Source organism: Delftia sp. SD018 (assembly GCF_017355445.1).
GTDB classification, from domain to species: Bacteria; Pseudomonadota; Gammaproteobacteria; order Burkholderiales; family Burkholderiaceae_C; genus Comamonas; species Comamonas acidovorans.
In genome coordinates this window covers 77413-102150 of sequence record NZ_JADDRN010000018.1, presented here as the reverse complement: position 1 = coordinate 102150, position 24738 = coordinate 77413, and the positions used below count along the sequence as shown (strand labels likewise).

Sequence of the window (24738 nt, the reverse complement as noted above, 5' to 3'; positions counted from 1 at the left end):
TGCCGCGCGATCTTGGTCGCTTGTGGAATGTCAGCGGGGCAAGCTGCGAGATCTCAGTTTTGGCTCGTCGCTCCAGGGGTTTCGCACGGCAATGCCATCGTTTTTGGCCAGTTTGACCAAGGCTTGGAAGGACTCCGAGAATTGTCTCTCTGTCAACAATGCCCGCATCCGCCGCACAAAGCGCGTGCGCGGACTTTCGTCGGGCTCGTTGTCAAGGTCGAACTGGAAGATCCGGTACAGACCAATCAGCACAGGCTCCAGCCACTTCCCCTCGGGGGCCGCTGACTTGGCAACATCCTGGTACCAGAGATCCAGGGGCCTCTCGTACTGAAAGATCATGTCGTTGTAGCCCTTGCTGGATGGGGCAGGAAATGCCAGCCATTGGCCCATGGTCCATAGGTCATACAGTGCAAAACGGAAGGCTCTCAACGGGAGCTCTTCGTGGTCCCATGGAAAGTATCTGGGTGCTCTGCTGACGTAAGTGTCTCGGGTCACTGGCAACTGCACAGTGTCTTGAGACAGGTCTGGAAGCATCAGGTTGAACAGCCGTTCGTTATGCCCGTTCGTATGTATGTCCACAATTTTGCAATGTGCATAGGGCGCAGGGGCGTCAGGAAGCTGAGACACAGCGAGGGGCAACTCTTTTTCCAACTCTGACGTGCTGACCAGGCGCGTGCCCCCGGAAGATGCATGGCCCTGCCCGATGCTGAAGAGCAAAGTGAAACCTCCGAGGCGATCTCCCGGCAGCGCCTGAGGGTGCTCCATGAACTGGTCCCGCAATGAGCGCAGCACCGTCTCGTCCTGGCAAGGGTGCAGGTACAGGAACAGCAGCAGATTCAAATGGCGCACCGTGGAATCACGGTCCCAGTCGTGGAGCTTTTTCCAATGGGGAAGGGAGCCTTTGAGGAAGTACCTCTTGACGATCCCCCGGCCCTTCTTGGTCATTTCCAGCGCATAGAGCATTTGCTCGATCTCCGGCCACTGCTTCTCGCGCTCCTTCATCCAAGACTTGTCGTCGGTTTTCCAGTGACTGGTGTCGAAATTCTCCAGGGGATTCAAGGAACTCACTCTATTTCACTCCCAATGCTTCATGCTTGTTGGGGGCGATGATAGACAGCCCGCAGCGATCGGTACTGGACATTTTGACCAGTGAAGAGGAGCCCTGGAAGGCGAGCGGCACCGCGAAGCAGGAACGGCTGCATCACGCAGGTCGTGCGCTCCTGCCTGCGTGCTGGCACCGGGCATGGCACATCTGCCGACCCTCATACGAAAATCGCATTCAACCTGAAAAAGGTCAAATGCCTCCGGTGTGACGGATCGCTCAATATGCCCAAGTGAATCGCGGTTAAAGTCGGCTTCCATTCGATTCACCCCTCACAACGGAGCAAGCATGTCAAAGCGACTGAATGGCCTCATGGCCGCGGCCCTTGCCGCCTTCATTTCCACACCCGCGCTGGCCATTCTTCCGGATTCGGGCATGTGGAGCATTGGCGCGGAACTCAATGGCAAGCCCGGGCGCGGCATTCAGATCGACAGGCAGGGTGGCTCCACGCTGATCCTGACCTATTTCGGTTATCGCGCGGACGGATCGTCACTGTTCCTGCAGGCCGCAGGCACGCTCAAGGACGGCAAGCAGTTTGACGGTGTGCTCACGAAATACCGCAATGGCCGCGCACTGGGTGGCCAGGCCCGCGATGGAGAGTTTGCACAGGAGGCTGGCCCGGTCAGGATCGTCTTCGATTCCTCCACCACGGCGACGATCACCCTGCCAGGCGAGGCTCCGCAGCGCCTTCAGCGCTTCCAGTTCGAGGATCTCAGGAACCGGCTCAACTTCACGTTCTTCCATTCGAGCGCACAGGACTATGCACGAATGTCGTCATCTGGCGAAATAACTTTCAAGGTTGATGCGAACTCATTGATCGCCGTCGAGAGATCAAATGCTGGAAGCATTGCCTGCGAGTACAGTGGGAATTTGCAACCGACGGGTGATTCCTTCAGCTCCGAAGGAACTGCCCAATGTTTTTTTGGGGCCACGTCGCAAGCCTACCTGTACAACATGAGAGAACTGAAGGTGGATGAGTTCGGCGCGCTCACTGCACGTTTTTATTTCAGGCATCCCAGCTATCCCGAACTGCGACCTTCCCTTCGGTCGGTCGCCGGCATATGCAAAGGCAGTGCAGCCAATATTGACGTCTACCGTTGCGATCCATCCGATTTGAAACTTGACCCTGGCCTCTGGAAAGAGTGGTGACAGCTCGCGTCAGTCGCTTTGGCTACGCAACCTGCGCCACAGCGTGGCCCGGCTGATACCCAGGATCTCGCAGGCGCGGCGCTGGTCGCCCTGCACCTGCTCCAGTACTTCGCGCATGCGCTGGCGCTCGGCATCGCGCCGGGCCTCGCGCAACTGCAGTTGCCGCTGCTGTGCGGGCAGGGTCTGAACGGTACCCTGCCCAGCCCCGCCGCATTCAGGAAACAGCTCCCGCAACCGGCCCATGTCCACGCGGCCCGCGCTGTCACGCAGGTCGTGGCGGCAGGCCAGCAGGCGCTCCACCCAGTTGTCCAGCTCTCGCGCATTGCCGGGCCAGCGGTGCGCGGCGGCCAAATCCAGCAGGGCTTCCAGCAAGGGCTCCAGTGAAGAGGACTCGGCCTGCAGTGACTGCGTGCGCAAACGTCGCGCAAGCATGGTGCGGGCCAGGGCCTGGACATCGCCCTGTCCGCGTTCGTGCAGTCCGGGCATGGCCAGGCGCAGCACGGCCAGGCGGTAGAACAGGTCGCGCCTGAATTCACCGCGCTCGACCAGGGCCGCCAGATCGGCATGCGTGGCGGCGATGACGCGCAGGTCCACGGGCACGGACGTGGTGGAGCCCACGCGCAGCACTTCGCGCTCCTGTAGCACGCGCAGCAGGCGGGATTGCAGGGCCAGCGGCATGTCCCCGATCTCGTCCAGGAACAAGGTGCCCGTATGGGCTGCCTCGATCAGCCCGGTCTTGCCGCCGCGCCGCGCGCCGGTGAAAGCGCCTTCGTCGTAGCCGAAGAGTTCGCTCTCCAGCAGGCTTTCCCCCAGGGCCGCGCAGTTGACGGCCAGAAAGGGCTGGGCGGCGCGCCGGCTGGCGCGGTGCATGCCCTGGGCCAGCAACTCCTTGCCCGTGCCGCTGTCGCCCTGGATGAGCACGGTGGCATCGCTGGCCGCGAACTGGCGCGCCAGGCGGCGCACGCGCTGGGCGGGTTCGCTGTCGCCCGCGTAGTCTTCGATGCGCCAGCGCACGCCCGCTCCGCGCAGGCTGCGGTTGGCGCGCAGGTGGCGGTCGGCGCGCTGGATGATGGCGGGGTCGCGGCAGACCAGCAAGGCGCCCGTGAGCTGGCCGTTTTCCACGATGGGCGCGCGCCGTACCACCAGGGTGCGCATGGCCAGCTGGACCACGTCTTCACTGCCTTCGGGCTCCAGGGACTGCGACTGCAGCGCCTGTGCCAGCGCCAGCGCGGGCGCCACCTCGTCCAGCAGCCGGCCATGCAGCGCCCTGGCGGGCGCGCCCAGCAGGGCCGCCATGGTGGGGTTCAGTGCCTGGATGCAGCCTTGCGTATCCACGGCGACCACGCCGTCCTGCAACTGGCCAAGCACGGTTTCCAGCCGCTGGTGGCGGGCACGCTCGGCATGGCGGTGGCGGGCCAGCAGCACCGCGTCGCGCAGGGCCTGCAGCACGGCGCCGTCGGAGTACAGCAGCACGCTGGGAATGCCGGCCTGCTCGGCCAGGTCGGCAACCAGCCCTGGCGCGACCACGGCACCCACGCCTGCGGCCTGCAGCGCACGCACGCAGGCCTGGGCATCCTCGGGCCCGTGGTAGCTGAACTGGGCAATGCCGGCGCCGAACAGCGCGTCGAACTGGGCCAGGTGCGGCGAGGGATGGTCGAACGACACCAGCCCGATGCGCGGCGTGCCGCCCGCCTGCGCCAATTCCCGCGCGCTGGCCAGCGCCTGCAGCAGATCGAAGCCGCGCACCTCGATCATGACCACGGGAATGTCGACATGCTCGCGCACCCAGGCACCACTGGCGCCGGCGGCCACCAGCGCGTCTATGGGCTCGACCGCCTGCAGCGCGCGCACGGCCTGCACAGCGTCGTCAAAGGCCGCGCTGACATGCTCCACACGCACCTGGTCGCCCACCGCCAGGGACATGCGCTCCAGCACGCGGCCGATGCGATGGCGGCCTATGGTGACGACACGGGGCCATGCCACGCGGGGGGCGGACGGGGTTCCAGGGACAGGGGCCACGAATGATTCATTCATGCAACCGATTATTTCATTCATGCAACATCGCGCCGCATGAATCCAGCAGCAGGTTCCGCCTCATCCTCTTGTGAACTGAAAAATGCATTCAGATCAATGGCTTGCAATAACAAGGGTTTACCCTTTATTGCCATGGCATGCAGCTTGCAAACAAGGCCGGCGTTTCAATCATTTCAAGTATTTCCAGGAGACTCCCCATGCACCAGCCATCCCGCCTGCCCCGCCGCACCGCCCTGGCCGCCCTGCTTGCCACCGTGCTGCCGCTGGCCGGCGTGTCGTTTGCCGCGCCTGCCGCCGATGCCTGGCCCACCCGCCCCATCCGCCTGGTGGTGCCGTTCTCTGCAGGCGGCGCCAACGACCTGATGGCCCGCTCGGCCGCCGAAGGTGCGTCCAAAATCCTGGGCCAGCCCGTGGTCATCGACAACCGCGCAGGCGCGGGCGGCACCGTGGGCGCCGACATCGTGGCCAAGGCCCAGCCCGATGGCTACACCCTGCTGGTGAGCGCGGCCGGCGTGATCTCCAACAGCATGATCAAGAAGACCATGCCGTTCAAGGACGATGCGCTGGTGCCCGTGGCCATGATCGGACTGGCGCCTTCGGTGATCGTGGTTCCCAAGAACGCGCCCTACCAGAACCTGCGCGATTTCGTCGAGGCATCGAAGAAGGGCCAGGGCTTCAATTTCGCCACGGCCGGCACGGGCAGCACGCCGCATTTCGTGGCCGAGATGCTGAACGTGAAGTACGGCGCACAGCTGCAGCCCGTGCCCTACAAGAGCGGATCGGAAAGCACGACGGCCGTGCTGGGCGGCCAGGTGGAGGGCACGTCGGAGGCCAGCATCATCGCCCTGCCCCACATCCTCAATGAGGGCAAGTTCAAGGCCCTGGCCACGACCTGGACGCAGCGCATCTCCGCCTATCCGCAGCTGTCCACCGCCGTGGAGCAGGGCTTTGCCGAGCTGCAGATAGCGCACTGGGCCGGCATCCATGCGCCCAAGGGAACGCCGCCTGCCATCCTGGACAAGCTGGCCGCCGCCGTGGACCAGGCCATGAAGGAGCCGGCCACCGTGGAGAAGCTCAAGGGCCTGGGCATCGAGCCCATCGGCGGCACGCGCGCCGAGTTCGTGAAATTCACCGATGCCGAGCGCAAGCGCCTGGGCGAGATCGTCAAGGCCGCGAAGATGCAGGAAAAGTGAGCCGCTTCCGCCACAACCACGGATTCCAACCGAGACAAGACACCATGAATACCCGCCGCAATACCCTCCGCCTGAGCTTGGGGCTGGCCCTGAGCGCCACCGCCGCTGCTGCGGCCCTGCTCGCCGCCCCCGCCACCGCCGTGGCCCAGGGCGCAGATGCCTGGCCCTCGCGCCCCATCAAGCTCATCGTGCCCTATGCGGCCGGCGGCTTTGCCGATACGCGGGCCCGCAAGATCGCCGACAAGATAGGCCAGAGCCTGGGCCAGCCCATCGTGATCGACAACCGCGGCGGCGCGGGCGGCGTGACGGGCACGGATGCCATCGCCAAGGCCACGGACGGCCACACTTTCGGCTTCGGCTCGCCAGGCCCGCTGGTGACCAATCCCATGCTGATGAAAAAGCTGCCCTACAACGCCGCACGTGACCTGCAGCCCATCATCCTGATCGAAGAGGCGCCGCTGATCCTGACCACGGCGCCCAACCAGCCGTTCAAGACCGTGGCCGAGCTGGTGGCTGCAGCCAAGGCCAAGCCGGGCACGCTGACCTATGGATCGTCGGGCGTGGGCGGTGCCCACCACCTGTCGGGCGAGCTGCTGGCCTTCCAGACGCGCACGGACATGGTCCATGTGCCCTACAAGGGCGGCGCGCTGGCAGCCACCGACCTGATGGGCGGCCACCTGGCCTTCATGTTCGAGATGGGCTATGCGGCCCTGCCCGCCATCCAGGGCGACAAGGTCAAGGCGCTGGCCGTGTCCAGCAAGCAGCGACTGAAGGTGCTGCCCAGCGTGCCCACGCTGGATGAGGCGGGCATCAAGGGCTTCGAGTCGTACAACTGGCTGGGCATGATCGCGCCGGCCAGCACGCCGCCGGCCGTGATCGAGCGCCTGAACAAGGCCGTGAACGAGACCCTCAAGGACGCCGAGGTGCGCGCCATGATCGAGAACACGGGCGGCATGGTCATGGGCGGCACGCCCCAGGCCTACGGCAAGTTCATCGAGGCCGAGCGCGCCAAGTGGGGCCCGGTGATCAAGAACGCCAACATCACGCTGGACTGAGCGCCAGCCCGCGCATCGCTTTTTCCCATTCGACAGAACCATCCATGAATACCAAGCAACAACTCAAGGCCCTGGCCGAAGCGCGCCGCGGCGTGCTCGTGCCCGGCGCATTCAACGCGCTGTCCGCGCGCGTCGTGGCCGATCTCGGCTTCGAGGCCATCTATGTGACCGGTGCCGGCGTGACCAACATGTGGTTCGGCCTGCCCGACCAGGCCTTCATGGGCCTGACCGACATCGCCGACCACACGGCCCGCATCCGCGACGCGGTGGATCTGCCGCTGATCGTCGATGCCGACACCGGCTTTGGCAACGCGCTCAACACCTATCACGCCGTGCGCACGCTGGAGCGCGCAGGCGCCGACTGCATCCAGATCGAGGACCAGATCAGCCCCAAGCGCTGCGGCCATTTCAATGGCAAGGAAGTGATTTCCACCGAGGAAATGCTGGGCAAGATCAAGGCCGCCGTGGACGCGCGCCGCGACCAGGGCACGCTGATCATGGCGCGCACCGATGCCTGCGCCACCCAGGGCTTCGAGGCCGCTGTGGAGCGCGCCCAACGCTTTGCCGAGGCGGGAGCCGACATCCTGTTCGTGGAAGCCGTGACCCAGGCCGATGAGATCCGCGCCCTGCCCCAGCGCCTGTCCACGCCGCAGCTGATGAACATGGTGATCGGAGGCAAGACGCCCATCACCGACGCGGGCGAGCTGGCAGACCTGGGCTATGGCCTGGTGCTTTATGCCAACGCGGCGCTGCAAGGCGCCGTGGCCGGCATGCAAAAGGCGCTGGGCCAACTGCGCAACGAGCGCAGGGTGGACGAGAACCCCGCTGTGGTCGCCCCCTTTGCCGAGCGCCAGCGCCTGGTCAACAAGCCGTTCTGGGACGGGCTGGAAAAGAAGTACGAGTGAAGCGCGAGTGAAGTTCGAGCGAGGGCGGGCTGGCGCAGCGCCGCTCAGCCGCTCAGCCCCTCGCAGGCGCCTTCCACCCCTTGAGCGTCAACTCCAGCGCCTGCAGCGCCTGCGGCAGGCGTTCGGGGGGCGCCCCTTCCTCGGCAATCCAGAACGCGGATTCCACCAGGCAGCCATTGAGCAGGCGCGACATGGCCAGAGGATTGGCACGCACGATCACGCCGCGCTCCATGAGCTGCTCCAGGTAGCCGGCCACGAAGGCGATGCAGGCGCGGTGCTGCTCGCCCTGGTCCGTGCCCGTGAGCACGGCGCGCGCATCCTGCAGCACGATGCGGCGTATCTCGCCCTCCTGCGCCATGGCCAGGTAGGCGCGGCAGTAGGCCAGGAAGCCCTCCCAGGGGTCGGCATGGTCGGCCAGCACCTGCTCCAGGCGTGCGTCCATCTCGGCATCCATCTGCGCCACCACGGCGGCCAGCAGGCCCGGCTTGCCACCGAAATGGTGGTACAGCGCGCCGCGCGTCAGCCCGGCATTGGCCGTCAATTCGTCCATGGAGGCCTGGGAATAGCCCTGGCTGCCAAAGGCCTCGCGCGCAGCCTCGATGAGCTTGGCGCGTGTCTCCTCGATCATGCTGGCCCGGCTTTTGCGCATGGCGCACTCCATTCACATACAAAACGTATGCCAATGATACGGCGCGTCATGGGCAGCCCGTAGAATTGCTGACATACGCCGCGTATGTGATTGCAGCGGCCTGTCCGTTTTCCGAGGTTTCCATGTTCCACGCCTACCGCCAGCTGTTCACCCGGCCCGGCACGGCCGCCTTTGTGCTGGCCGGTCTCCTGGCCCGCCTGCCCCTGTCGATGACGGGTATCGGCCTGATCACCATGCTGTCCCAGCAGCGCGGCGCCTACACGCTGGCCGGCGCGGTCGCGGCCTGCTTTGCGCTGTCCATTGCAGTGCTGGCGCCCCGCATCTCGGCCCTGGTGGACCGCCATGGCCAGCGCAAGGTCCTGCCCTGGGCAGCGGCCGTGAGTGCTGCCGCCATGTTTGCGCTGCTGGCCTGCGCGCATTGGCAGGGGCCGGATTGGCTGCTGCTGGTGCTGGCAGCGCTGGTGGGTGCCCTGCCCAGCATGCCGGCCATGGTGCGTGCGCGCTGGACCGTGCTGCTGCGCGGTACGCCCCAGCTGCAGACGGCCTATGCGCTGGAGGCCGTGCTGGACGATGTCTGCTTCATCGTCGGCCCGCCGCTGTCGGTGGGTCTGAGCATGGTGCTGTTCCCCGAGGCCGGGCCGCTGGCCGCCTCCTTGCTGCTGCTGGTGGGCGTGGCGCTGTTCGTGGCCCAGCGCCGCACAGAGCCGCCCGTGGACACATCGCAGCAGCGCACGCGCCAGCAGTCGCTGGCCCGCCATCCCGTGGTGCGCACGCTGGCGCTGTTCATGCTGGCCCAGGGCATCATCGTGGGCACCATCGACGTGGCCAGCGTGGCCTTTGCCACGCAGCAGGGCCAGCCGGCGGCGGCCAGCATCGTCCTCTCGTTCTATGCGTTGGGGTCCTGCGTGATGGGACTGGTGTTCGGCACGCTGCGCCTGCAGGCGCCGCTGCACCGCCAGATCGCCTGGGTGGGCGCCTCGGTCTGCATCACCGCCGTGCCCCTGCTGCTGGCCACCAATGTGTTCACGCTGACCGTGGCCGTATTGCTGGCCGGCATTACCTTCGGCCCGACCATCACCGTGGCCATGGGCCTGGTGGAGCAGCAGGTGCCGCACCAGCGCCTGACCGAAGGCATGACCTGGCTGCTGACCGGCATTGCCATGGGCGTGGCCCTGGGCGCGGCCGCCGCAGGCTGGGCCACCGACCTGTGGGGCGCGCGCATCTCCTTCGTGGTGGCGCTGCTGGCCGGTGTCGCCATGTGGGCCCTGGGCGTGCTGGCCGCACGCCAGGCACGAGCGAAAGAGAGCCCGCCTGCCGAAGACGCAGCCGCCGCCTGCACCTGAACACGGCCGCAACGCCCGCGCCAGCCCAGACCGCTCAGGCCGCTCAGGCCGTGGCCATCAAGGCCAGCAGCTCGGCCAGGCGCTGGCGCATCCACAGCGCTTCGGCCCCGGGCGCCAGCCCTTCCAGCCAGAGCATGCGCACGGTCAGCGGCGGCAGCGCCAGCCCCTCGCAGGCGCGTTGCCGCAGATGCGGGCGCAGATCGCCGAACTCGGCAATATTGACCGGCAGGATGGCCCAGCCCAGGCCGTCGGCCACCATGTCGGCAATCACATAGAAGCTGTTGGAGCGCCAGACGGCGGGACTGAGCACGGTGTCCTCCACGCCCTCGATGTGCATCAGCAACTGGCGGTGCGCGGCCAGCTGCCTGCGCGTGAGGGCCGCCGTGCCATCGAGCACATGGCCCTTGGCCACGCAAATGGTCTGCGGCACGCTGCCGATATGGCGCTGGGCACAGGTGGCCGGCGCAGGCGCTCGGTCGAACTGGAAGGCGACCTGGGCACGCTGCGCCGCCACATGCTCGGCCACTTCGGAGGCCGTGCCGTTCAGCACGGTCAGCTCCATGGCCGGAAAGCGCGCCGCCAGCTCCTTGAACAGCTGGGCCAGCGGCACATAGGGCAGCGCCTCGTCCAGCGCAACGGCCAGGCGTGCCTGCCCGCCTGTGGCCAATGCGCGGGCGCGGTGGTCCATGGCCTGGGCCTGGTGCAGCAGGGACCGGGCCTCCAGCAGCATCACCTCCCCTGCCGCCGTCAGCTGCACGCGGCGCCCCACGCGGTCGAAGAGTTCCAGCCCCAAGTCGGCCTCCAGCAGGCCGATGGCCGTGCTCACGGCCGACTGCGCACGTCCCAGGCGACGGGCGGCCTCGGTCATGGTGCCGGCTTCGGCCACCGCCACAAAATGCTTCAGCCTGTCGAGTGTCCATTCCATCCATCAATTTTATGGATGGAATCAAACTTTGATAAATCATTTCATTGATGGAAACTGTGGTTTTCATCAAGAAGGAAGCCCTGGCCCACAAGGCCCGGGGCAAACAGGTGCTTTATGGCGTTCACAACGCAAACCCAGAACCCCGTTTCGGGGCATCTTCCAAAATCCCAGGCGGCCGATCCGCGCCGCTGGCTGGTGCTGGCCATCGTCTCGGTAGCGCTGCTGCTCATCGTCATCGACATGACGGTGCTCTACACGGCGCTTCCGCGCCTGACGCGTGACCTGGCGGCCACGGCCTCGGCCAAGCTATGGATCGTCAATATCTACGCGCTGGTGGTCTCCGGCCTGCTGCTGGGCATGGGCACGCTGGGCGACAGGCTCGGCCACAAGCGGCTGTTCATGGCCGGGCTGTGCGTGTTCGGCGTGGCATCGCTGTGCGCGGCCTTTGCGCCCTCGCCCGCCCTGCTGATTGCGGCGCGCGCGCTGCTGGGAGTGGGCGCGGCCATGATGATGCCGGCCACGCTGTCCCTGATCCGCCTGAGCTTTGCCGATGAGCGCGAGCGCGCTCTGGCCATCGGCATCTGGGCCTCGGTGGCCTCGGGCGGTGCGGCCTTCGGGCCGGTGGTGGGCGGGCTGCTGCTCGAATACTTCTGGTGGGGCTCGGTGTTCCTGATCAATGTGCCCATCGTGCTGCTCGCCCTGCCCCTGGCCGGCTGGTTGATTCCCGCAGGCACGGCCACCTCGCAGCGGCCCTGGGACTTCATCGGCTCATTGCAGGTCATGGCAGGCCTGGTGGGCAGCACCTACGCCATCAAGGAAGCCGGCAAACAGTCGCCCGACTGGGCCCTGGCCGCCGCGACCCTGGTGCTGGGCCTGGGCTTTCTCGCGCTGTTCGTGCGGCGCCAGCGCCGCAGCAGCGACCCGCTGCTGGACTTCGCGCTGTTCCGCAACCCGGCGTTTGCCACGGCCGTGGCCTCGGCCCTGGTGGCAGCGGCCGCGCTGATCGGCATGGAGCTCGTGTTCAGCCAGCGCCTGCAACTGGTGCAGGGACTGTCGCCACTGCAGGCCGGCCTGGCCGTGCTGCCGCTGCCGCTGGCCGCCTTTGTGGCCGGCCCCGTGGCAGGCCACTGGCTGCCACGCCTGGGCGGCGCGCGCATGTTGCCGGCAGCGCTGCTGCTGTCGGGCCTGGGCATGGGCGGCTATCTGCTGGTCCACGACATGGGCTGGTGGCCGCAGGCGGCGGCGCTGGCCGTGCTGGGCCTGGGCATAGGCGCGGCCATGACCACGGCGTCGAGCACCATCATGCAAAGCGCTCCCGCGGACCGTGCCGGCATGGCGGCCTCGGTCGAGGAGGTGTCCTACGAGCTGGGCGGCGCCCTGGGCGTGACGCTGATGGGCAGCCTGCTGTCGGCCATCTATGCAGGCTCCCTGCGCCTGCCGGAGGGCCTGGGCCTGGCCCTGCCCGATTCCGTGCGCGACAGCCTGGACGAAGCCCTGCTGGCTGCCGATCAGCTGATGCCCCAGGCCGCGCACCAATTGACCGAACTGGCACGCACGGCCTTCGGCCAGGGCTTCAGCGCCGTGATCGCCAGCGCCACGCTGCTGCTGGTCTGCACGGCACTGTGGACGGGCTGGCGGCTGCGCGCTCAGCGCCGCTGAGCCGTCGCCTTCCTCTCAAAAAGCAAAAAGCCCCGTCCGGGGCTTTTTGCGTTGCGTGCACATGGCGTGCACACGTCGTACCTGCGCTTCGATCAGGCGAAGTTCTGCTCGGCAAACTTCCAGTTCACCAGTTGGCCGAGGAAGGTCTCGACGAACTTGGGACGCAGGTTGCGGTAGTCGATGTAGTAGGCGTGTTCCCAGACGTCCACGGTCAGCAGGGCCTTGTCTTCCGTGGTCAGGGGCGTGCCGGCGGCGCCGGTGTTGACGATGTCCACCGAACCGTCGGCCTTCTTGACCAGCCAGGTCCAGCCAGAGCCGAAGTTGCCCACGGCCGACTTCACGAAGGCTTCCTTGAAGGCGGCGTAGCTGCCCCACTTCTTGTTGATGGCGTCAGCCAGTGCGCCGGTAGGCTCGCCGCCGCCGTTGGGGGCCATGCAGTTCCAGAAGAAGGTGTGGTTCCAGATCTGGGCTGCGTTGTTGTAGATGCCGCCGGAAGACTTCTTGACGATCTCTTCCAGGGTCATGTTTTCGAATTCGGTGCCCTTTTGCAGGTTGTTCAGGTTCACCACATAGGCGTTGTGGTGCTTGCCATGGTGGTACTCCAGCGTTTCCTGGCTGTAGTGGGGTGCCAGCGCGTCAATCGCATAGGGCAGAGGGGGCAAGGTATGTTCCATGGTGTTTCCTTCGTGGTTGAAATCTTTTAGGACGGGCCAGCACCTGTTGCGCAGAGCGCCTGCAGCGTCTGCCGTGACCGTCGCGCGGGGCCTGCACTGCGCGCATTGCTGCGAGCCCTGGCCCTCACGCACCCGAACGGGCATTGTAGGAACAACTTCGTGACCCTGCGGCGAAAGCGCGCGCCAAATGGCCCATCTTGGCCCGCTGCTGCGAGGGTGGATGTGAATTGACCTTGATCCGGCCAATCGGCCTACACGGATACTGCCTGCCACCCGCCACTCCCCGCACGCCGAACGCTGCACACAGCGGGCCGCAGTTCAGAGCAGGCGCGGCTGCGTCACCACCAGGTCCAGGCTGCCGTCGGCCAGTTGCGCCTGCAAGGCCGTGCCCGGTGGCGCGCTGCGCGCCTCGGTCACGGGATGGCCCTCGGCATCGGTCAGCAGGGCATAGCCGCGCTGCAGCACCAGGCGCGGGTCCAGCAGCTGCAGGCGAAGCTCCATGCGCGCCAGGTGATCCGCGCGCCGGTCGAGGCCGCGACGCATGCCGGCAGGCAACTGCGCCTGCAGGCCCTGCCCCGCATGGTCCATGCGCTGCAACCGCAACTGCATGGCATGGCGCAGTCGCTGGGCCTGGCGGCTGAGCTGCAGCCGGCTGCGGGCCAGTTGCTCGCTGGGCCGGCCCAGGCGCTGCGCTGCCAGGTCCAGGCGCTGCTGCTGGCGGTCCAGCAGCCGCTGCACGGAATCCTCCAGGCGGCCCTGCATGAGCTGTAGCGCACCCATCCAGACCTCGCGCGGCTGGCTCACCAGTTCGGCCGCCGCCGTGGGCGTGGGCGCGCGCAGGTCGGCGCAGAAGTCGGCAATGGTGAAGTCGGTCTCGTGCCCCACGCCGCAGATCAGGGGCACAGGGCTTTGCACGATGGTGCGGGCCAGGCGCTCGTCATTGAAGGCCCAAAGGTCTTCAATGGAGCCGCCCCCGCGCACCAGCAAGATGGTGTCGATGGGCGGCGCGCCGGCAACCGAGCCATCAACCGAGCCCGCGCCTTCCCGCGCCAGGCCATAAAGCCTTTGCAGCGCATCGATCAGGGAGGCCGGCGCCTGCGCGCCCTGCACCAGGGCAGGCACCAGCACCACGGGGATATGGGGCACGCGGCGGCGCAGCGCCGTGATCACGTCGTGCAGCGCAGCAGCCCCCGGCGAAGTGACCACGCCAATGCCGCGCGGCAGCGGCGGCAGGTTGCGCTTTCGGGCCGCGTCGAAAAGGCCTTCGGCCTCCAGCTGCGCCTTCAGCCGCAGGAACTGCTCGAACAGGGCGCCCTGGCCTGCACGCTGCATGCTCTCGACGACCAGTTGCAGGTCGCCACGCTGCTCGTAGACGCCCAGCCGGCCACGCAGCTCGACCAGTTCGCCGTCGCGCGGCGAAAAATCCATGAGCTGGGCCGCACGCCGGAACATGGCGCAGCGGATCTGCCCGCCCGCGTCCTTGATGCTGAAGTAGCAATGGCCGCTGGCCGCGCGCGAGAAGCCGCTGATCTCGCCGCGAACCGCCACCGGATTGAAGCGTGCCTGCAAGGCGTCGCTCACGGCGCGGCACAGCGCGCCGACTTCCCAGACCAGCGGCGCCGCTGCTGGGTTCATTGCGCCGAATGCACCACTCATGCGGCCTCCCGGTCTGCATGCAGTGCAACATTCTCCACAGGCAGGCGGATGCAGACCCGAGCAGGCACTTTGGCGGCAATTTGCAGAAGCACTCTCAAAAACACCTCGCAAGCAATTGATTCATAAAGATTTTTTTGCTGCAACAAAGAATTCACATTTGTCACAGTGTCCATTCGCCGCCGCAGCGGCGTTTGCGCAACCCGCTTGATAACAAAGTTATCCACAGAAATCTGTGCTATAGCGACCATCCAAAATCCCGAATATGGGGAGCCGCCCGTTGCCTGGATGCTGCGCCGGGTCACAGTTTTCAGGCGATCGCGGACACGAGACGCCTGGACCGGCCATATGGCTGGGCCATAATCGTCGGCTGCAGTTAAACGCGGGGGGAAAACAACTTGCTGTCGATCATACAAGCCGCAGGCTGGCCGATCTGGCCACTGATTGCCTGCTCCATCCTGGCTCTGGCCCTGGTTTTTGAACGTTTCGTGGCGCTGAAAACGGCCCGCGTGGCGCCGCCTGCCCTGCTGGGCGAGGCGATTTCCGTGTCCTCGCGCGGCCTGCCCAGCCAGGAAGTCGTGCAGCAGTTGTCCCAGAACTCCACGCTGGGCGAAGTCCTGGCAAGCGGACTGCGCGCCCTGCAGGCCCATCCGGACAGCAGCGAAGAAGAGCTTCGCGCCTCCATGGAAGGCGCCGGCCGCGCTGCTGCCCACACGCTGGAAAAGCACCTGAGCGCGCTGGCCACCATTGCCTCTGCCGCGCCTTTGCTGGGCCTGCTGGGCACGGTGATCGGCATGATCGAGATCTTCGGCTCGCAAGGCGGCGCATCGGCCACCGGCGGCGGCAACCCGGCGCAGCTGGCGGCCGGCATCTCCATCGCCCTGTACAACACGGCCTTCGGCCTGATCGTCGCCATTCCGGCACTGATCTTCTGGCGCTACTTCCGCGCCCGCGTCGATGGCTACCTGCTGGGCATGGAGCTGGCTTCCGAGCAGTTCGTGCGCCATCTGGTGCGCGTCGGCGGCAAGTGAACCCGCAGAACCCGCACGCGAGAGACCTGCCATGAACTTCCGTCCCCGCCGCCGTGACGAGCCCGAGATCAACCTGATCCCGTTCATCGATGTGCTGCTGGTGGTGCTGATCTTTCTGATGCTGTCCACCACCTACAGCAAGTTCACCGAACTGCAGCTGACCCTTCCCGTGGCCGATGTCGAGCAGCAGCGCGACCGGCCCCGCGAAATCATCGTCGCCATCGCTGCCGACGGCCGCTACGCCATCAACAAGACCGCCGTGGAAGACCGCAGCGTCACCGGCCTGACCCAGGCACTGGCCGCAGCGGCCGTTGCCGGCAAGGACAGCGTGGTCATCATCAGCGCCGACGCCACCGCGCCGCACCAGTCCGTGGTGTCGGTGATGGAGGCCTCGCGCCGCGCCGGACTGTCCCAGATCACCTTTGCCACGCAGACCTCGGCCAGCGCCGGGCGCTGAGGGCAAGGCCTCCATGCCCGGGAATGGCCCCGCCCCCGCAGCCTGGGGGCTTCGCGCGGCCTGGCGCCGCCGTGGCCCGCTGGCCTGCGCCCTCTTCCCCCTGTCCCTGCTGTACCGTGCCCTGCTGGGCCTGCAGCGGCTGCCCTATGCACTGGGTTTCAGGCGTGCAGGCCAGGCCGGCATTCCGGTCATCGTCGTCGGCAATGTGATTGCGGGCGGCGCCGGCAAGACCCCCGTCACGCTCGCCCTGGCCCGCCATCTGCGGGACAGCGGCTGGAGCCCTGGCATCGTCTCGCGCGGCTATGGCCGCAGCACGGATGATTGCCGAGAAGCCACGCCCGAAAGCGCCCCCGCCGATGTGGGCGACGAGCCCGCGCTGCTGGCTCGCGCCAGCGGCGTGCCGGTCTTCGTGGCCCGCAAGCGCATCGAGGCCGTCCAGGCCCTGCGCGCCCGCCATCCGCAGGTGGATGTGGTCATCAGCGACGACGGCCTGCAGCACCTGGGCCTGGCCCGCGACATCGAGCTGTGCGTCTTCAACGACGACGGCATCGGCAATGGCTGGCTGCTGCCAGCCGGCCCGCTGCGCGAACCCTGGCCGCGCCCCGTCACCGCCGTGCTGCACACGGGAGCCTGCCCTCCAACGGATGCGCCCGCCTTTGCCATGCAGCGCCAACTGGCCGCTGAAGGCGTCAATGCGCACGGTGAGCGCATTCCCCTGGCGGCCCTGCGCGGACGGCCCGTGGAGGCCGTGGCCGCCGTGGCCCGGCCCGAGGCCTTTTTCTCCATGCTGGCCACTGAACAGGGCCTGACGCTGGAGCACGCCCAGGCGCTGCCGGATCACTATAATTTTGAGAGCTTCCAGCGCTTGGAACGCAATGAAGACCCGCTGGTCTGCACCGAAAAGGATGCCGTCAAGCTGTGGCGCACCCATCCCCAGGCCTGGTCCGTTGCGCTGCAATTGCAGCTGCCGCCAGATTTCTGGGCGCTGCTGGATCAGCGGCTGCAGGCGCTGCGCAGGCCACGCGCCTGACTATCATCACCGTCTTGGCTGGCCGCCACGGCCCGCCCTCCCCCTCCAAAACACAGGATCCGCCATGGACGCCAAACTTCTCGAACTGCTGGTCTGCCCCGTCACCAAGGGCCCGCTGCGCTTTGACCGCGAGCACCAGGAACTGGTCTCGCGCAGCGCGCGCCTGGCCTACCCCGTGCGCGACGGCATCCCGGTGCTGCTGGAGGCCGAAGCCCGCACGCTGGACGACGACGAGCTCGAGGACTGATCGCGCCGCAAGGCCCGATTTCCGACGACGCCCGCGCCCGCACTTTCGACCATCTCCGCAACGCACCATGCCCACCGCGCACTTCACGGTTCTGATTCCTGCCCGCCTTGCCTCCAGCCGCCTGCCAGGCAAGCCCCTCGCAGACATTGGTGGTCTTCCCATGGTCGTGCGCGTGGCACAGCGCGCTGGCCTCAGCGGCGCCACGCGCTGCGTGGTCGCGGCCGATGACGAAAGCATCGTCGCCGCCTGCGCCGCGCACGGCGTTGCGGCCGTGCTCACGCGCAGCGACCACGCCAGCGGCAGCGACCGCCTGGCCGAGGCCTGCGAACTGCTGGGCCTGGATGGCGATGACATCGTCGTCAACGTCCAGGGCGACGAACCGTTGATCGCTCCCGACCTTATCGATGCCGTGGCCGCCCTGCTGACGCAGCAGCCCTCGGCCAGCATGGGCACGGCGGCACATGCCATCGACAGCCTGGCCGACTTCACCAACCCGAACGTGGTCAAGGTCGTCTGCGATGCCCAGGGCATGGCCCACTATTTCAGCCGCGCACCCATCCCCTTTGCGCGTGAGCATGCAGGCCAGGCATGGTGGGAGACGGCATCTGCAGCGGCAGCGCCGGGCCACCCCGGCTTCGCGCCCCTGCGCCACATCGGCATCTACAGCTACCGTGCCGGTTTCCTGCGCAGCTTCCCACAGCTTTCTCCCGCCCCCACCGAGGTGCTGGAGGCGCTGGAACAGTTGCGTGCGCTGTGGCATGGCCACCGCATCGCCGTCCACCTCACGCCCCATGCACCAGGCCCCGGCGTTGACACCCCCGAAGACCTGGAACGGGTGCGCGCCCGGTTGTCCGCCTGAATCCGATCCCGCATACGCCAATACAGATGCGCCAATGGCGATGCCCGGCATCGCCATTCACATCACAACTGCACATGCGGTTTTGTCGGACAGCAAAACGCAGTTTTTGGAGATTGCACAGGCGACAGTTTTGCCCTCTGCGTGTAAGCCAGTGTTAGCCCTGTGCGTGCTATCCTTGCCCGCGACAAAAATATGACGCATGGACTGTCCGCCCCGGTGGGCCGATCCGGCAGACAAGAATTTCTACTCTCCTCAAGGACTTCCATGAAACTGATTTTGTTGGGCGCACCCGGCGCCGGCAAAGGCACGCAAGCCGCTTTCATCTGCCAGAAGTACGGCATCCCCCAGATTTCCACCGGTGACATGCTGCGTGCCGCCGTCAAGGCCGGAACGCCCCTGGGCCAGCAGGCCAAGGCCGTGATGGACGCCGGCCAACTGGTCAGCGACGACCTGATCATCAATCTGGTCAAGGAACGCATCGCCCAGGCCGATTGCGCCAACGGCTTCCTGTTTGATGGATTTCCCCGCACCATTCCCCAGGCAGACGCCATGAAGGCCGCTGGCGTGAAGCTGGACTACGTGCTGGAGATCGACGTGCCCTTCGACGCCATCATCGAGCGCATGAGCGGCCGCCGTTCCCACCCCGCCTCGGGCCGCACCTACCACGTCAAGTTCAATCCGCCCAAGGTCGAAGGCCAGGACGACGTGACCGGCGAGCCGCTGGTGCAGCGCGAAGACGACAAGGAAGAAACCGTCAAGAAGCGCCTGGACGTCTACAGCAGCCAGACCCGCCCCCTGGTGGACTACTACCGCGCATGGGCCGAAAAGGAAGCTGCAGCGGCGCCCAAGTACCGCGCCATCAGCGGCCTGGGCTCGGTCGAGGACATCACCCAACGCGCACTGGCTGCACTGGCTGAGTGATGCAGGCCATGTGCCGCAACGAAAAAAGCACCCGCCGGGTGCTTTTTTGTTGACCGCCAGCAATTGAAGAAATGCCGGCGTCGCTGCCCGGCTCAATCGCGCGGCTGCGCTGCCAGCGCCAGCATCATCGCAATCCGGGCCTTTGCCACGGGCAGCTGCGCCAGATCGGCCTCTGCCGGGTTGGTCCCAAGGCCGGAGGCCACGGGCAGGCCTTCGGCACAGCGCGTGCCCCGCCAGATCCAGACGCCCTTGTCGCGGGCACGCTGCAAGGCCGCTTCCATGCCTTCGTGAACCGTCGCATTGCCCGTGCCAGCCACGACGATGCCACGCACGCCTGCCGCCACCAGCGCATCCACGCCGCTGGCACGCGCCAAGGCGCCGCTGAACACCACCTCGACCCAGGGCAGCTCATCCAGCGCCAGCAGATCAGATGACATGGCCGCAGGCACCATGGCCCGCGCGGACGGCGCGGCGGGGGAGGACGGCGCATCGGGCACCAGCCAGCGCACACGCCCTTCCTCCACCAACGCCTGCGGCCCGCCCTCCACGGAGCGCATTGCCTGCAGCCGGTAGGGATGGACCTTCTGCACCTGGGCTGCCGCATGCACCTCGCCGCCCGCCACCACCCATACGCCGCTGCGCCCGCCGCTGGCAGCCACGGTCACGGCATCGCGCAGATTCTGCGGTCCGTCTGCCAACAGGGCCGTGGCCGGGCGCATGGCGCAGGTCAGCACGATGGGCTTGGTGGCCGGCAGCAGGCTGTGCAGCAGCCAGGCCGTCTCTTCCAGCGTGTCCGTTCCATGCGTGATCACCACGGCGCGTGTGTCCGCATCCTCCAGTGCCTGCGTGCAGGCGCGCAGCAACGCGCGCCACACGGGCCAGTCCATATCCTTGCTGTCCACCTGCGCGATCTGCTGCGTCTGCACGGGTCCCAGCGCCTGCTGCTCCAGGTCCGGCACGGCCTCCAGCAGCGATTGCACCGTGATCTGCCCGGCCTTGTACCCCACGCCCTGCGACTGCGAATCCGCCCGGCCGGCGATGGTCCCGCCCGTGCCCAGAATCACCAACTTTGACTGCCCCACTTGCACCTCTTGGAAAACTGGTTAAAAATACAGATACTGTATAAATCATCAGATGGCCTCCCAGCCTGCCATCTGCCCTCAAGGACCGGACGCACGCCATGCTCGACCATCCCAAGCTCACCGCCCGCCAGCAACAGATCCTGGACCTGATCCAGGCCGCCATCTCCCGCACGGGCGCGCCTCCCACCCGCGCGGAAATCGCCAACACGCTGGGCTTCAAGTCCGCCAACGCTGCCGAGGAACACCTGCAGGCCCTGGCCCGCAAAGGTGTGATCGAACTGGTCAGCGGCACCTCGCGCGGCATTCGCCTGCGTACCGACACCGTGCGCAACATCAATGCCGCGCGCGGCACCAGCTTCGGACTGCCGCTGTCGGCCCTGGCACCGCTGATGCTGCCCCTGGTGGGCCGCGTTGCGGCGGGCTCGCCCATTCTCGCCCAGGAACATATCGACCAAACCTATTCCGTCGAGCCCAGCCTGTTCCAGACGCGCCCCGACTATCTGCTGCGCGTGCGCGGTATGTCCATGCGCGACGCGGGCATCATGGACGGTGACCTGCTGGCCGTGCAGTCCGCACACGAAGCCCGCAACGGCCAGATCGTCGTGGCACGCCTGGGTGACGAAGTCACCGTCAAGCGCCTGCGCCGCACCACGCAGGGCGTGGAACTTCTGCCGGAAAACCCAGATTACCCGGTGATTCGCGTCGCCCCCGAAGAGGCCTTTGCCATTGAAGGCCTGGCCGTGGGGCTGATCCGCAACAGCATGTCCATGTAAGCCGGACTGGCGGCGCTTCTCAGGCCGCCTCACCCCATTTCACGCATCGCCCAGGTGGTAGGCGCGAAGCCTTGGAGCTTCGCCCTGGGCGGAGCTTTGCCCGCAAACCGCAATCCTGCCTGTGTCCATGCCTCTTTGAAACACGCCAACAGGAGTCGTCACATGGGATTCGCTCTGCCAACACTGTCTTCTTTTTCCTTCCTGCGCCTGGCACATGGCATCCGCCTGACTGCGACCGCCATGGAGTCGGCCATGCCTCTTGCACAAGCCCCTGCGTGCCAGCCATTACCTGCTGCAGCACCCGAGCCCGCCAACGTGATCTCTTTCAGCAAGGCACGCCGGCGCAGCCAGCAGCGCCGCGGCAAGGCCGCACGCGCTGCAGACCATGGAGATGCCCAGCTGATCCTGCCCTTGCTGCCGACGCAGCCCACCCTGCAATCCGCGCCTGAGCAGCCTTCAGGCCTGCGCATCATCCAGCGGTCGCCGCAGGAGCAGCCGGAATGCCTGTTCATCTCCGGGCGAATGGCCGATGTCTGCGCTGCGCTGGAGCGCATGGAAGCGCATGGCGGACCGGCAGCCAACTGAGGCCCGATGCAAGGTGTGCGATACACCTTGCACAACACAAACCTGGGCGGCGCGGACCGCCGCGTGCCGCACGAGGAATCGGCCTGCGCAAAGCTGGTGCAGGCTGGCGGCCACCACTGCCCTGTAGCGCACATGCAACAAGTGGACGCCCTCTTTGCGGGAGGGGCGCCGGCCTGAAAGATAATTGATAAGCATTCTTATTATCTTTTGCAGCAGCGATTGCCACTGCGCCCGCCTCCTCCGCCCCAGCCTTCTCCGTGCACAGCCTCTACCAGAACCACCATCCCTGGCTGGAAAGCCTGCTGCGCAAACGCCTGGGCAACCGTGACGATGCCGCCGACCTGGCCCAGGACACCTTTGTGCGCCTGCTGCGCTCTCCCCTGCCGCAGCAGGACATCCGCGAACCCAGGCGCTACCTGGCCACCATCGCCCGGGGCCTGGTCGCCGACCTGTTTCGCCGCCGCACGCTGGAGCAGTCCTATCTGGACTATCTGGCCCAGTTGCCGCAATCGCTGGCGCCTTCGCCCGAAGAGCAGGCCATCGTCCAGCAAACCCTGCTGGATGTGGACCGCATGCTCCAGGGCCTTCCCCCCAAGGTTCGCGAAGCCTTCGTGCTGGCCCAGTTCGAGGAACTGAGCTACCCAGAGATCGCCGAGCGCCTGGGTGTATCGCTGCGCACCGTCAGCAACTACCTGACCCGGGCGATGGAGCATTGCTGCCTGGTCCTGGCATAGCCACATGGGCGAGAGACATCTGGAAGGCAACGACCGCCGCGCCTTGCATGAGGCCGCCGCCTGGCACGTGAAACTGCGCGGCGCCTCTGCCACAGCAGGCCTGCAACAGGACTGGCAGAAATGGCATGAGGCTGATCCCGCCCACCAGCGCGCCTGGCTGCGCGTGCAATCCGTCACCGCGCAGCTGTCGCATCTGCCCGCCCCCCTGGCGCGCCAGGCGCTGGGCCGCCGCGCCTCGCCCACCCGCCGCTCCGTGGTGCGCGGCGTGGCTCTGGGCCTGGGCAGCGGCGCCACGGCCTGGATGGCCTGGAAAGGCGCACCACTGGAAAGCTGGCAGGCCGGGCAGCGCACAGCCACGGGCGAGCGCCGGGATCTGACGCTGCCCGACGGCTCCCTGGTGGCCCTGGATACGGCCACCGCCTTGGACACCGTTTTTGACGACCGCCAGCGCCTGCTGCGCCTGCACCGTGGCCGCATCCTCGTCGCCACCGAGCCCGACGCGCTGGGCCGCCCCTTCAGCGTGCAGACCCCGCAAGGCCACGTACTGGCCCTGGGCACGCGCTTCACGGTCCATCTCGCGGACGATGGCCTGTGCCACGTCACCGTGCAGGAAAAGGCCGTGCGCCTGCAGCCTCTGGACAGCGATGCGCCCTCCGCGCAATTGCAGGCCGGACAGCAGGCCGCCTTCTCGTCCAGCGCCACCCAGCCGCCCACGTCCGCAGACCCCTTTGCAGCCAGCTGGCATGAAGGCGGCCTGGTCGCGCTGGACATGCCGTTGGGCCAGCTGATTGACGCCCTTGCCCGCTACCGGCCCGGCTACCTGGGCTGCTCGGCCGAGGTCGCCGGGATGCTTGTCTCGGGCGCCTTTCCCGTGGATGACACGGATCGCGCCCTGGCCGCGCTCGTCAGCCGCTTTCCTCTGCAACTGCGAACCCGCACCCGCTATTGGGTGGAGGTGCAAGCGCGATCAAGCTGAGATGATGGGATGGGGCCGTGGCGAAGTCTCTCGTCCAGGCCGGCACTTCAGAGCGGCGCATACGGGTGATGCACCACGTCGAAGCCCTCCTCGTCGGAGGGCGCGACAAAGTAGCTCGTGATCAGGTCGAATTGCTCATCGCTGGCCTGAAACGGATGCTCGCCTGCCGCATTGCGCGCACGCAAGCGCTGCTTGCAGACCTCGTCAGGCACATCCAGAAAATGCAGGCGGTGCGAGGCGCCCACTTTCTCGAACACGCTGCGCGCCCACCCCCTCCCCTCCAGGGTATTGGCCGGAAAATCCAGCACCACCGACACGCCAGCGTCCAGCAACGCCTGTACATGCGCCCCCATCAACCCCTTGAGCCGCGTGCTGCAACGCACGTAATCGGCCACCGACTGCATCTCGCCGGGGTACAGGCCGGCCAGCCAGGAATCCTCGCTGACCAACACCGTTCCGGGCCCGGCCGCCAATTGCCGCGCCAGCGTTGACTTGCCCGAGCCGATCTTGCCGCAGACCATGTGCAGCGTGGCAAGCCGCGCGTTGGCGGCAGGGGCATCGGCATATTCTGCACAACGGGGCCGGGACTGTTCGGAAACCTGCATATCCATCTCCTGAAAGGCTTGAGAAAACCCCGGAGACGGAATGAAAAAACCCGCCTCCTCTGGGCGGGTTGCATGGCGCTGAAGGCCGCTGGCTAACCCACCATCCAATGGATGGTGCGAATAATCTGCGTTGCGTTCAGGCGGGCCATGGCGCACAGCATAGCGCAATCGCGGTGTCTCAATGGGCCACCATGCGCACCAGCCCCAACCCCGCAAACAGCGCAGCCACGCCAAGCACCAGCGAGCCCAGCGCATACAGCACGGAGGCCAGCCAGTCGCCACGCTCATACAACATGCCGACCTCCAGCGCGTACGTCGAAAACGTGGTGAAGCCACCCAGAATGCCCGTGGTGATGAACAGCCGCGCACTCTGCGGCAGCGTTGTCTTGAGCGCAAACCACTCCACCACCACCCCCATCACGAAGGCACCCAGCACATTGATCGCCAATGTACCCAGTGGATACGCACTGCCCACCAGCCGCAGCGCGAGCAAGTTCGTGCCATGCCGGAGCGCAGACCCCAGGCCGCCTCCAACGAACACCAAAATGAAACCGTAGAACCCCATGACCGTCCTTTCATCGAATAACCGGACGGGCGTGCCGGGCAGGATCAAGACATGGCCCCGCCACCGGCAGGACCCATCCCACCAAGGCAGGAGCCATCAGCCCTTCGCAGGGCGGTTTCGGGAAGCTCCATTCCCATCGTGCAGCGAGTGCTGGCTGCGGGGGCGAGTTTACTCTGGACCTGGCAAGCGGCAGAGGTGTGAGATTGCGTTGCAGACGCTGGCCGTACCCTCCAAATGACCAGCGGCACAATGCAACAATGAAATTCATCGTGCTCCTGATCATTGCAGCGGCCTTGCTGTACGGCACAGCAAGGCTTTCCAACATTCACATCGGTGAGCGCGCCGCAGGCGGCCATGACGGCACACCGACCACAGCACAAGAACGTTTCAGGCAAGCCGAGAAGGAGGCTCAGGAGACCGCTGAAGCAGCCCGCCGCGCTGCCCTGCGGGACGCCGAGTGAAACGAGCCATTCGAACCAAGACGAAAGTTGTCAGGCATGCGGGCCAAAGGACTATTCTTCGTCTGTAATTC

General features: G+C 66.5%; 27 protein-coding genes and 1 riboswitch. Of the genes, 17 read left to right on the top strand and 10 right to left on the bottom strand.

Features of this window, described 5'->3' with window-relative positions:
* Positions 1-30 precede the first annotated feature (30 nt).
* Positions 31-1059 (bottom strand): hypothetical protein, encoded by a 1029-nt coding sequence (locus INR38_RS18405; RefSeq protein ID WP_207442615.1) that lies wholly within the window; start codon positions 1057-1059, stop codon positions 31-33.
* 331 nt (positions 1060-1390) lie between these two features.
* Between INR38_RS18405 and INR38_RS18400 the strand changes: the two genes are divergently transcribed.
* Positions 1391-2251 carry a hypothetical protein gene (locus tag INR38_RS18400; RefSeq protein WP_207442616.1) on the top strand — a complete coding sequence of 287 codons (861 nt, stop codon included), beginning with the start codon at positions 1391-1393 and terminating at the stop codon, positions 2249-2251.
* A gap of 9 nt (positions 2252-2260) precedes the next feature.
* On the opposite strand, the gene prpR is transcribed toward INR38_RS18400, so the two are convergent.
* Positions 2261-4285 carry a propionate catabolism operon regulatory protein PrpR gene (gene prpR, locus INR38_RS18395; protein WP_207442617.1) on the bottom strand — a complete coding sequence of 675 codons (2025 nt, stop codon included), beginning with the start codon at positions 4283-4285 and terminating at the stop codon, positions 2261-2263.
* 197 nt (positions 4286-4482) lie between these two features.
* Between prpR and INR38_RS18390 the strand changes: the two genes are divergently transcribed.
* From INR38_RS18390 to INR38_RS18380, 3 genes are read left to right on the top strand one after another with little or no spacing between them, the layout of a single operon-like run.
* Positions 4483-5478: a tripartite tricarboxylate transporter substrate binding protein gene (locus INR38_RS18390; protein WP_097202477.1), complete on the top strand. Its 996-nt coding sequence runs from the start codon at positions 4483-4485 to the stop codon at positions 5476-5478.
* Positions 5479-5522: 44 nt separating this feature from the next.
* Positions 5523-6533, top strand: a complete 1011-nt coding sequence (locus tag INR38_RS18385; protein ID WP_207442618.1) for a tripartite tricarboxylate transporter substrate binding protein — start codon at positions 5523-5525, stop codon at positions 6531-6533.
* Positions 6534-6577: 44 nt separating this feature from the next.
* A complete protein-coding gene (locus tag INR38_RS18380; RefSeq protein ID WP_207442619.1) occupies positions 6578-7438 on the top strand; it encodes an isocitrate lyase/PEP mutase family protein in 861 nt (286 codons plus the stop codon).
* A 52-nt stretch (positions 7439-7490) separates the two neighbouring features.
* Here the strand turns inward: INR38_RS18380 and INR38_RS18375 are convergent, their stop codons facing one another.
* Complete coding sequence (locus INR38_RS18375) at positions 7491-8087, bottom strand: TetR/AcrR family transcriptional regulator (RefSeq protein WP_207442620.1); 597 nt, start codon at positions 8085-8087, stop codon at positions 7491-7493.
* Between the two features lie 122 nt (positions 8088-8209).
* Here INR38_RS18375 and INR38_RS18370 point away from each other — a divergent pair, with 122 nt between their 5' ends.
* The gene (locus INR38_RS18370; protein ID WP_207442621.1) at positions 8210-9430 is read left to right on the top strand and encodes an MFS transporter; all 1221 of its coding nucleotides are present in this window, start codon (positions 8210-8212) and stop codon (positions 9428-9430) included.
* Positions 9431-9473: 43 nt separating this feature from the next.
* Here the strand turns inward: INR38_RS18370 and INR38_RS18365 are convergent, their stop codons facing one another.
* The gene (locus INR38_RS18365) at positions 9474-10355 is read right to left on the bottom strand and encodes a LysR family transcriptional regulator (RefSeq protein ID WP_207442622.1); all 882 of its coding nucleotides are present in this window, start codon (positions 10353-10355) and stop codon (positions 9474-9476) included.
* Between the two features lie 114 nt (positions 10356-10469).
* Here INR38_RS18365 and INR38_RS18360 point away from each other — a divergent pair, with 114 nt between their 5' ends.
* Positions 10470-12014, top strand: a complete 1545-nt coding sequence (locus INR38_RS18360; protein WP_242699106.1) for an MFS transporter — start codon at positions 10470-10472, stop codon at positions 12012-12014.
* A gap of 92 nt (positions 12015-12106) precedes the next feature.
* Here the strand turns inward: INR38_RS18360 and INR38_RS18355 are convergent, their stop codons facing one another.
* From INR38_RS18355 to INR38_RS18345, 3 genes are all read right to left on the bottom strand, one after another.
* A complete protein-coding gene (locus INR38_RS18355) occupies positions 12107-12688 on the bottom strand; it encodes a Fe-Mn family superoxide dismutase (protein WP_012205408.1) in 582 nt (193 codons plus the stop codon).
* Positions 12689-13006: 318 nt separating this feature from the next.
* A complete protein-coding gene (gene xseA / locus INR38_RS18350) occupies positions 13007-14344 on the bottom strand; it encodes an exodeoxyribonuclease VII large subunit (RefSeq protein WP_123695824.1) in 1338 nt (445 codons plus the stop codon).
* Positions 14341-14592 carry a hypothetical protein gene (locus INR38_RS18345; protein ID WP_139093503.1) on the bottom strand — a complete coding sequence of 84 codons (252 nt, stop codon included), beginning with the start codon at positions 14590-14592 and terminating at the stop codon, positions 14341-14343. Before INR38_RS18345 ends, xseA begins: the two co-directional genes overlap by 4 nt.
* Positions 14593-14739: 147 nt before the next feature.
* Between INR38_RS18345 and INR38_RS18340 the strand changes: the two genes are divergently transcribed.
* The 6 genes from INR38_RS18340 to adk all read left to right on the top strand — a co-directional run bounded on the left by INR38_RS18340 (position 14740) and on the right by adk (position 18886).
* On the top strand, positions 14740-15372 hold the full coding sequence (locus INR38_RS18340; RefSeq protein ID WP_012205406.1) for a MotA/TolQ/ExbB proton channel family protein: 633 nt from the start codon (positions 14740-14742) through the stop codon (positions 15370-15372).
* 31 nt (positions 15373-15403) lie between these two features.
* A complete protein-coding gene (locus tag INR38_RS18335; protein WP_012205405.1) occupies positions 15404-15829 on the top strand; it encodes a biopolymer transporter ExbD in 426 nt (141 codons plus the stop codon).
* A 13-nt stretch (positions 15830-15842) separates the two neighbouring features.
* Positions 15843-16859 carry a tetraacyldisaccharide 4'-kinase gene (lpxK, locus tag INR38_RS18330; protein ID WP_123695825.1) on the top strand — a complete coding sequence of 339 codons (1017 nt, stop codon included), beginning with the start codon at positions 15843-15845 and terminating at the stop codon, positions 16857-16859.
* Positions 16860-16923: 64 nt separating this feature from the next.
* The gene (locus INR38_RS18325; RefSeq protein ID WP_012205403.1) at positions 16924-17106 is read left to right on the top strand and encodes a Trm112 family protein; all 183 of its coding nucleotides are present in this window, start codon (positions 16924-16926) and stop codon (positions 17104-17106) included.
* A gap of 67 nt (positions 17107-17173) precedes the next feature.
* Positions 17174-17965, top strand: coding sequence for a 3-deoxy-manno-octulosonate cytidylyltransferase (kdsB, locus tag INR38_RS18320; protein ID WP_123695826.1), 792 nt, complete (start codon positions 17174-17176; stop codon positions 17963-17965).
* A gap of 264 nt (positions 17966-18229) precedes the next feature.
* Entirely contained in the window at positions 18230-18886 is a 657-nt protein-coding gene (gene adk, locus INR38_RS18315) for an adenylate kinase (protein ID WP_012205401.1), read from the top strand.
* 92 nt (positions 18887-18978) lie between these two features.
* On the opposite strand, the gene INR38_RS18310 is transcribed toward adk, so the two are convergent.
* A complete protein-coding gene (locus INR38_RS18310; protein WP_123695827.1) occupies positions 18979-19968 on the bottom strand; it encodes an asparaginase in 990 nt (329 codons plus the stop codon).
* Between the two features lie 98 nt (positions 19969-20066).
* Between INR38_RS18310 and lexA the strand changes: the two genes are divergently transcribed.
* The 4 genes from lexA (at position 20067) to INR38_RS18290 (ending at position 23036) form a co-directional block, all read left to right on the top strand.
* Positions 20067-20741: a transcriptional repressor LexA gene (gene lexA, locus INR38_RS18305; RefSeq protein ID WP_012205399.1), complete on the top strand. Its 675-nt coding sequence runs from the start codon at positions 20067-20069 to the stop codon at positions 20739-20741.
* A 162-nt stretch (positions 20742-20903) separates the two neighbouring features.
* A complete protein-coding gene (locus INR38_RS18300) occupies positions 20904-21326 on the top strand; it encodes a hypothetical protein (protein WP_123695828.1) in 423 nt (140 codons plus the stop codon).
* Positions 21327-21583: 257 nt separating this feature from the next.
* Positions 21584-22060 carry a sigma-70 family RNA polymerase sigma factor gene (locus INR38_RS18295; RefSeq protein WP_123695829.1) on the top strand — a complete coding sequence of 159 codons (477 nt, stop codon included), beginning with the start codon at positions 21584-21586 and terminating at the stop codon, positions 22058-22060.
* A 4-nt stretch (positions 22061-22064) separates the two neighbouring features.
* Positions 22065-23036 carry a FecR domain-containing protein gene (locus tag INR38_RS18290; RefSeq protein ID WP_123695830.1) on the top strand — a complete coding sequence of 324 codons (972 nt, stop codon included), beginning with the start codon at positions 22065-22067 and terminating at the stop codon, positions 23034-23036.
* Positions 23037-23083: 47 nt separating this feature from the next.
* Here INR38_RS18290 and INR38_RS18285 read toward each other — a convergent pair whose 3' ends face one another.
* Both INR38_RS18285 and crcB read right to left on the bottom strand, forming a co-directional pair.
* The gene (locus tag INR38_RS18285; RefSeq protein WP_123695833.1) at positions 23084-23641 is read right to left on the bottom strand and encodes an ATP-binding protein; all 558 of its coding nucleotides are present in this window, start codon (positions 23639-23641) and stop codon (positions 23084-23086) included.
* A 178-nt stretch (positions 23642-23819) separates the two neighbouring features.
* A complete protein-coding gene (gene crcB, locus INR38_RS18280) occupies positions 23820-24206 on the bottom strand; it encodes a fluoride efflux transporter CrcB (RefSeq protein ID WP_123695831.1) in 387 nt (128 codons plus the stop codon).
* An 80-nt stretch (positions 24207-24286) separates the two neighbouring features.
* A riboswitch (Fluoride riboswitch) is annotated at positions 24287-24350 on the bottom strand.
* A 113-nt stretch (positions 24351-24463) separates the two neighbouring features.
* On the opposite strand from crcB, the gene INR38_RS18275 reads away from it, so the two are divergent.
* Positions 24464-24667, top strand: a complete 204-nt coding sequence (locus tag INR38_RS18275) for a hypothetical protein (protein ID WP_071955643.1) — start codon at positions 24464-24466, stop codon at positions 24665-24667.
* Positions 24668-24738: the final 71 nt, after the last annotated feature.

Coding starts and splice junctions, on each gene's coding strand:
- INR38_RS18400 (WP_207442616.1), top strand. CDS start 1,391: ATGTCAAAGCGACTGAATGGCCTCATGGCCGCGGCCCTTGCCGCCTTC.
- prpR (WP_207442617.1), bottom strand. CDS start 4,285: ATGAATGAATCATTCGTGGCCCCTGTCCCTGGAACCCCGTCCGCCCCC.
- INR38_RS18390 (WP_097202477.1), top strand. CDS start 4,483: ATGCACCAGCCATCCCGCCTGCCCCGCCGCACCGCCCTGGCCGCCCTG.
- INR38_RS18385 (WP_207442618.1), top strand. CDS start 5,523: ATGAATACCCGCCGCAATACCCTCCGCCTGAGCTTGGGGCTGGCCCTG.
- INR38_RS18380 (WP_207442619.1), top strand. CDS start 6,578: ATGAATACCAAGCAACAACTCAAGGCCCTGGCCGAAGCGCGCCGCGGC.
- INR38_RS18375 (WP_207442620.1), bottom strand. CDS start 8,087: ATGCGCAAAAGCCGGGCCAGCATGATCGAGGAGACACGCGCCAAGCTC.
- INR38_RS18370 (WP_207442621.1), top strand. CDS start 8,210: ATGTTCCACGCCTACCGCCAGCTGTTCACCCGGCCCGGCACGGCCGCC.
- INR38_RS18365 (WP_207442622.1), bottom strand. CDS start 10,355: ATGGAATGGACACTCGACAGGCTGAAGCATTTTGTGGCGGTGGCCGAA.
- INR38_RS18360 (WP_242699106.1), top strand. CDS start 10,470: ATGGCGTTCACAACGCAAACCCAGAACCCCGTTTCGGGGCATCTTCCA.
- INR38_RS18355 (WP_012205408.1), bottom strand. CDS start 12,688: ATGGAACATACCTTGCCCCCTCTGCCCTATGCGATTGACGCGCTGGCA.
- xseA (WP_123695824.1), bottom strand. CDS start 14,344: ATGAGTGGTGCATTCGGCGCAATGAACCCAGCAGCGGCGCCGCTGGTC.
- INR38_RS18345 (WP_139093503.1), bottom strand. CDS start 14,592: ATGGTCGCTATAGCACAGATTTCTGTGGATAACTTTGTTATCAAGCGG.
- INR38_RS18335 (WP_012205405.1), top strand. CDS start 15,404: ATGAACTTCCGTCCCCGCCGCCGTGACGAGCCCGAGATCAACCTGATC.
- lpxK (WP_123695825.1), top strand. CDS start 15,843: ATGCCCGGGAATGGCCCCGCCCCCGCAGCCTGGGGGCTTCGCGCGGCC.
- INR38_RS18325 (WP_012205403.1), top strand. CDS start 16,924: ATGGACGCCAAACTTCTCGAACTGCTGGTCTGCCCCGTCACCAAGGGC.
- kdsB (WP_123695826.1), top strand. CDS start 17,174: ATGCCCACCGCGCACTTCACGGTTCTGATTCCTGCCCGCCTTGCCTCC.
- adk (WP_012205401.1), top strand. CDS start 18,230: ATGAAACTGATTTTGTTGGGCGCACCCGGCGCCGGCAAAGGCACGCAA.
- lexA (WP_012205399.1), top strand. CDS start 20,067: ATGCTCGACCATCCCAAGCTCACCGCCCGCCAGCAACAGATCCTGGAC.
- INR38_RS18300 (WP_123695828.1), top strand. CDS start 20,904: ATGGGATTCGCTCTGCCAACACTGTCTTCTTTTTCCTTCCTGCGCCTG.
- INR38_RS18290 (WP_123695830.1), top strand. CDS start 22,065: ATGGGCGAGAGACATCTGGAAGGCAACGACCGCCGCGCCTTGCATGAG.
- INR38_RS18285 (WP_123695833.1), bottom strand. CDS start 23,641: ATGCAGGTTTCCGAACAGTCCCGGCCCCGTTGTGCAGAATATGCCGAT.
- crcB (WP_123695831.1), bottom strand. CDS start 24,206: ATGGGGTTCTACGGTTTCATTTTGGTGTTCGTTGGAGGCGGCCTGGGG.
- INR38_RS18275 (WP_071955643.1), top strand. CDS start 24,464: ATGAAATTCATCGTGCTCCTGATCATTGCAGCGGCCTTGCTGTACGGC.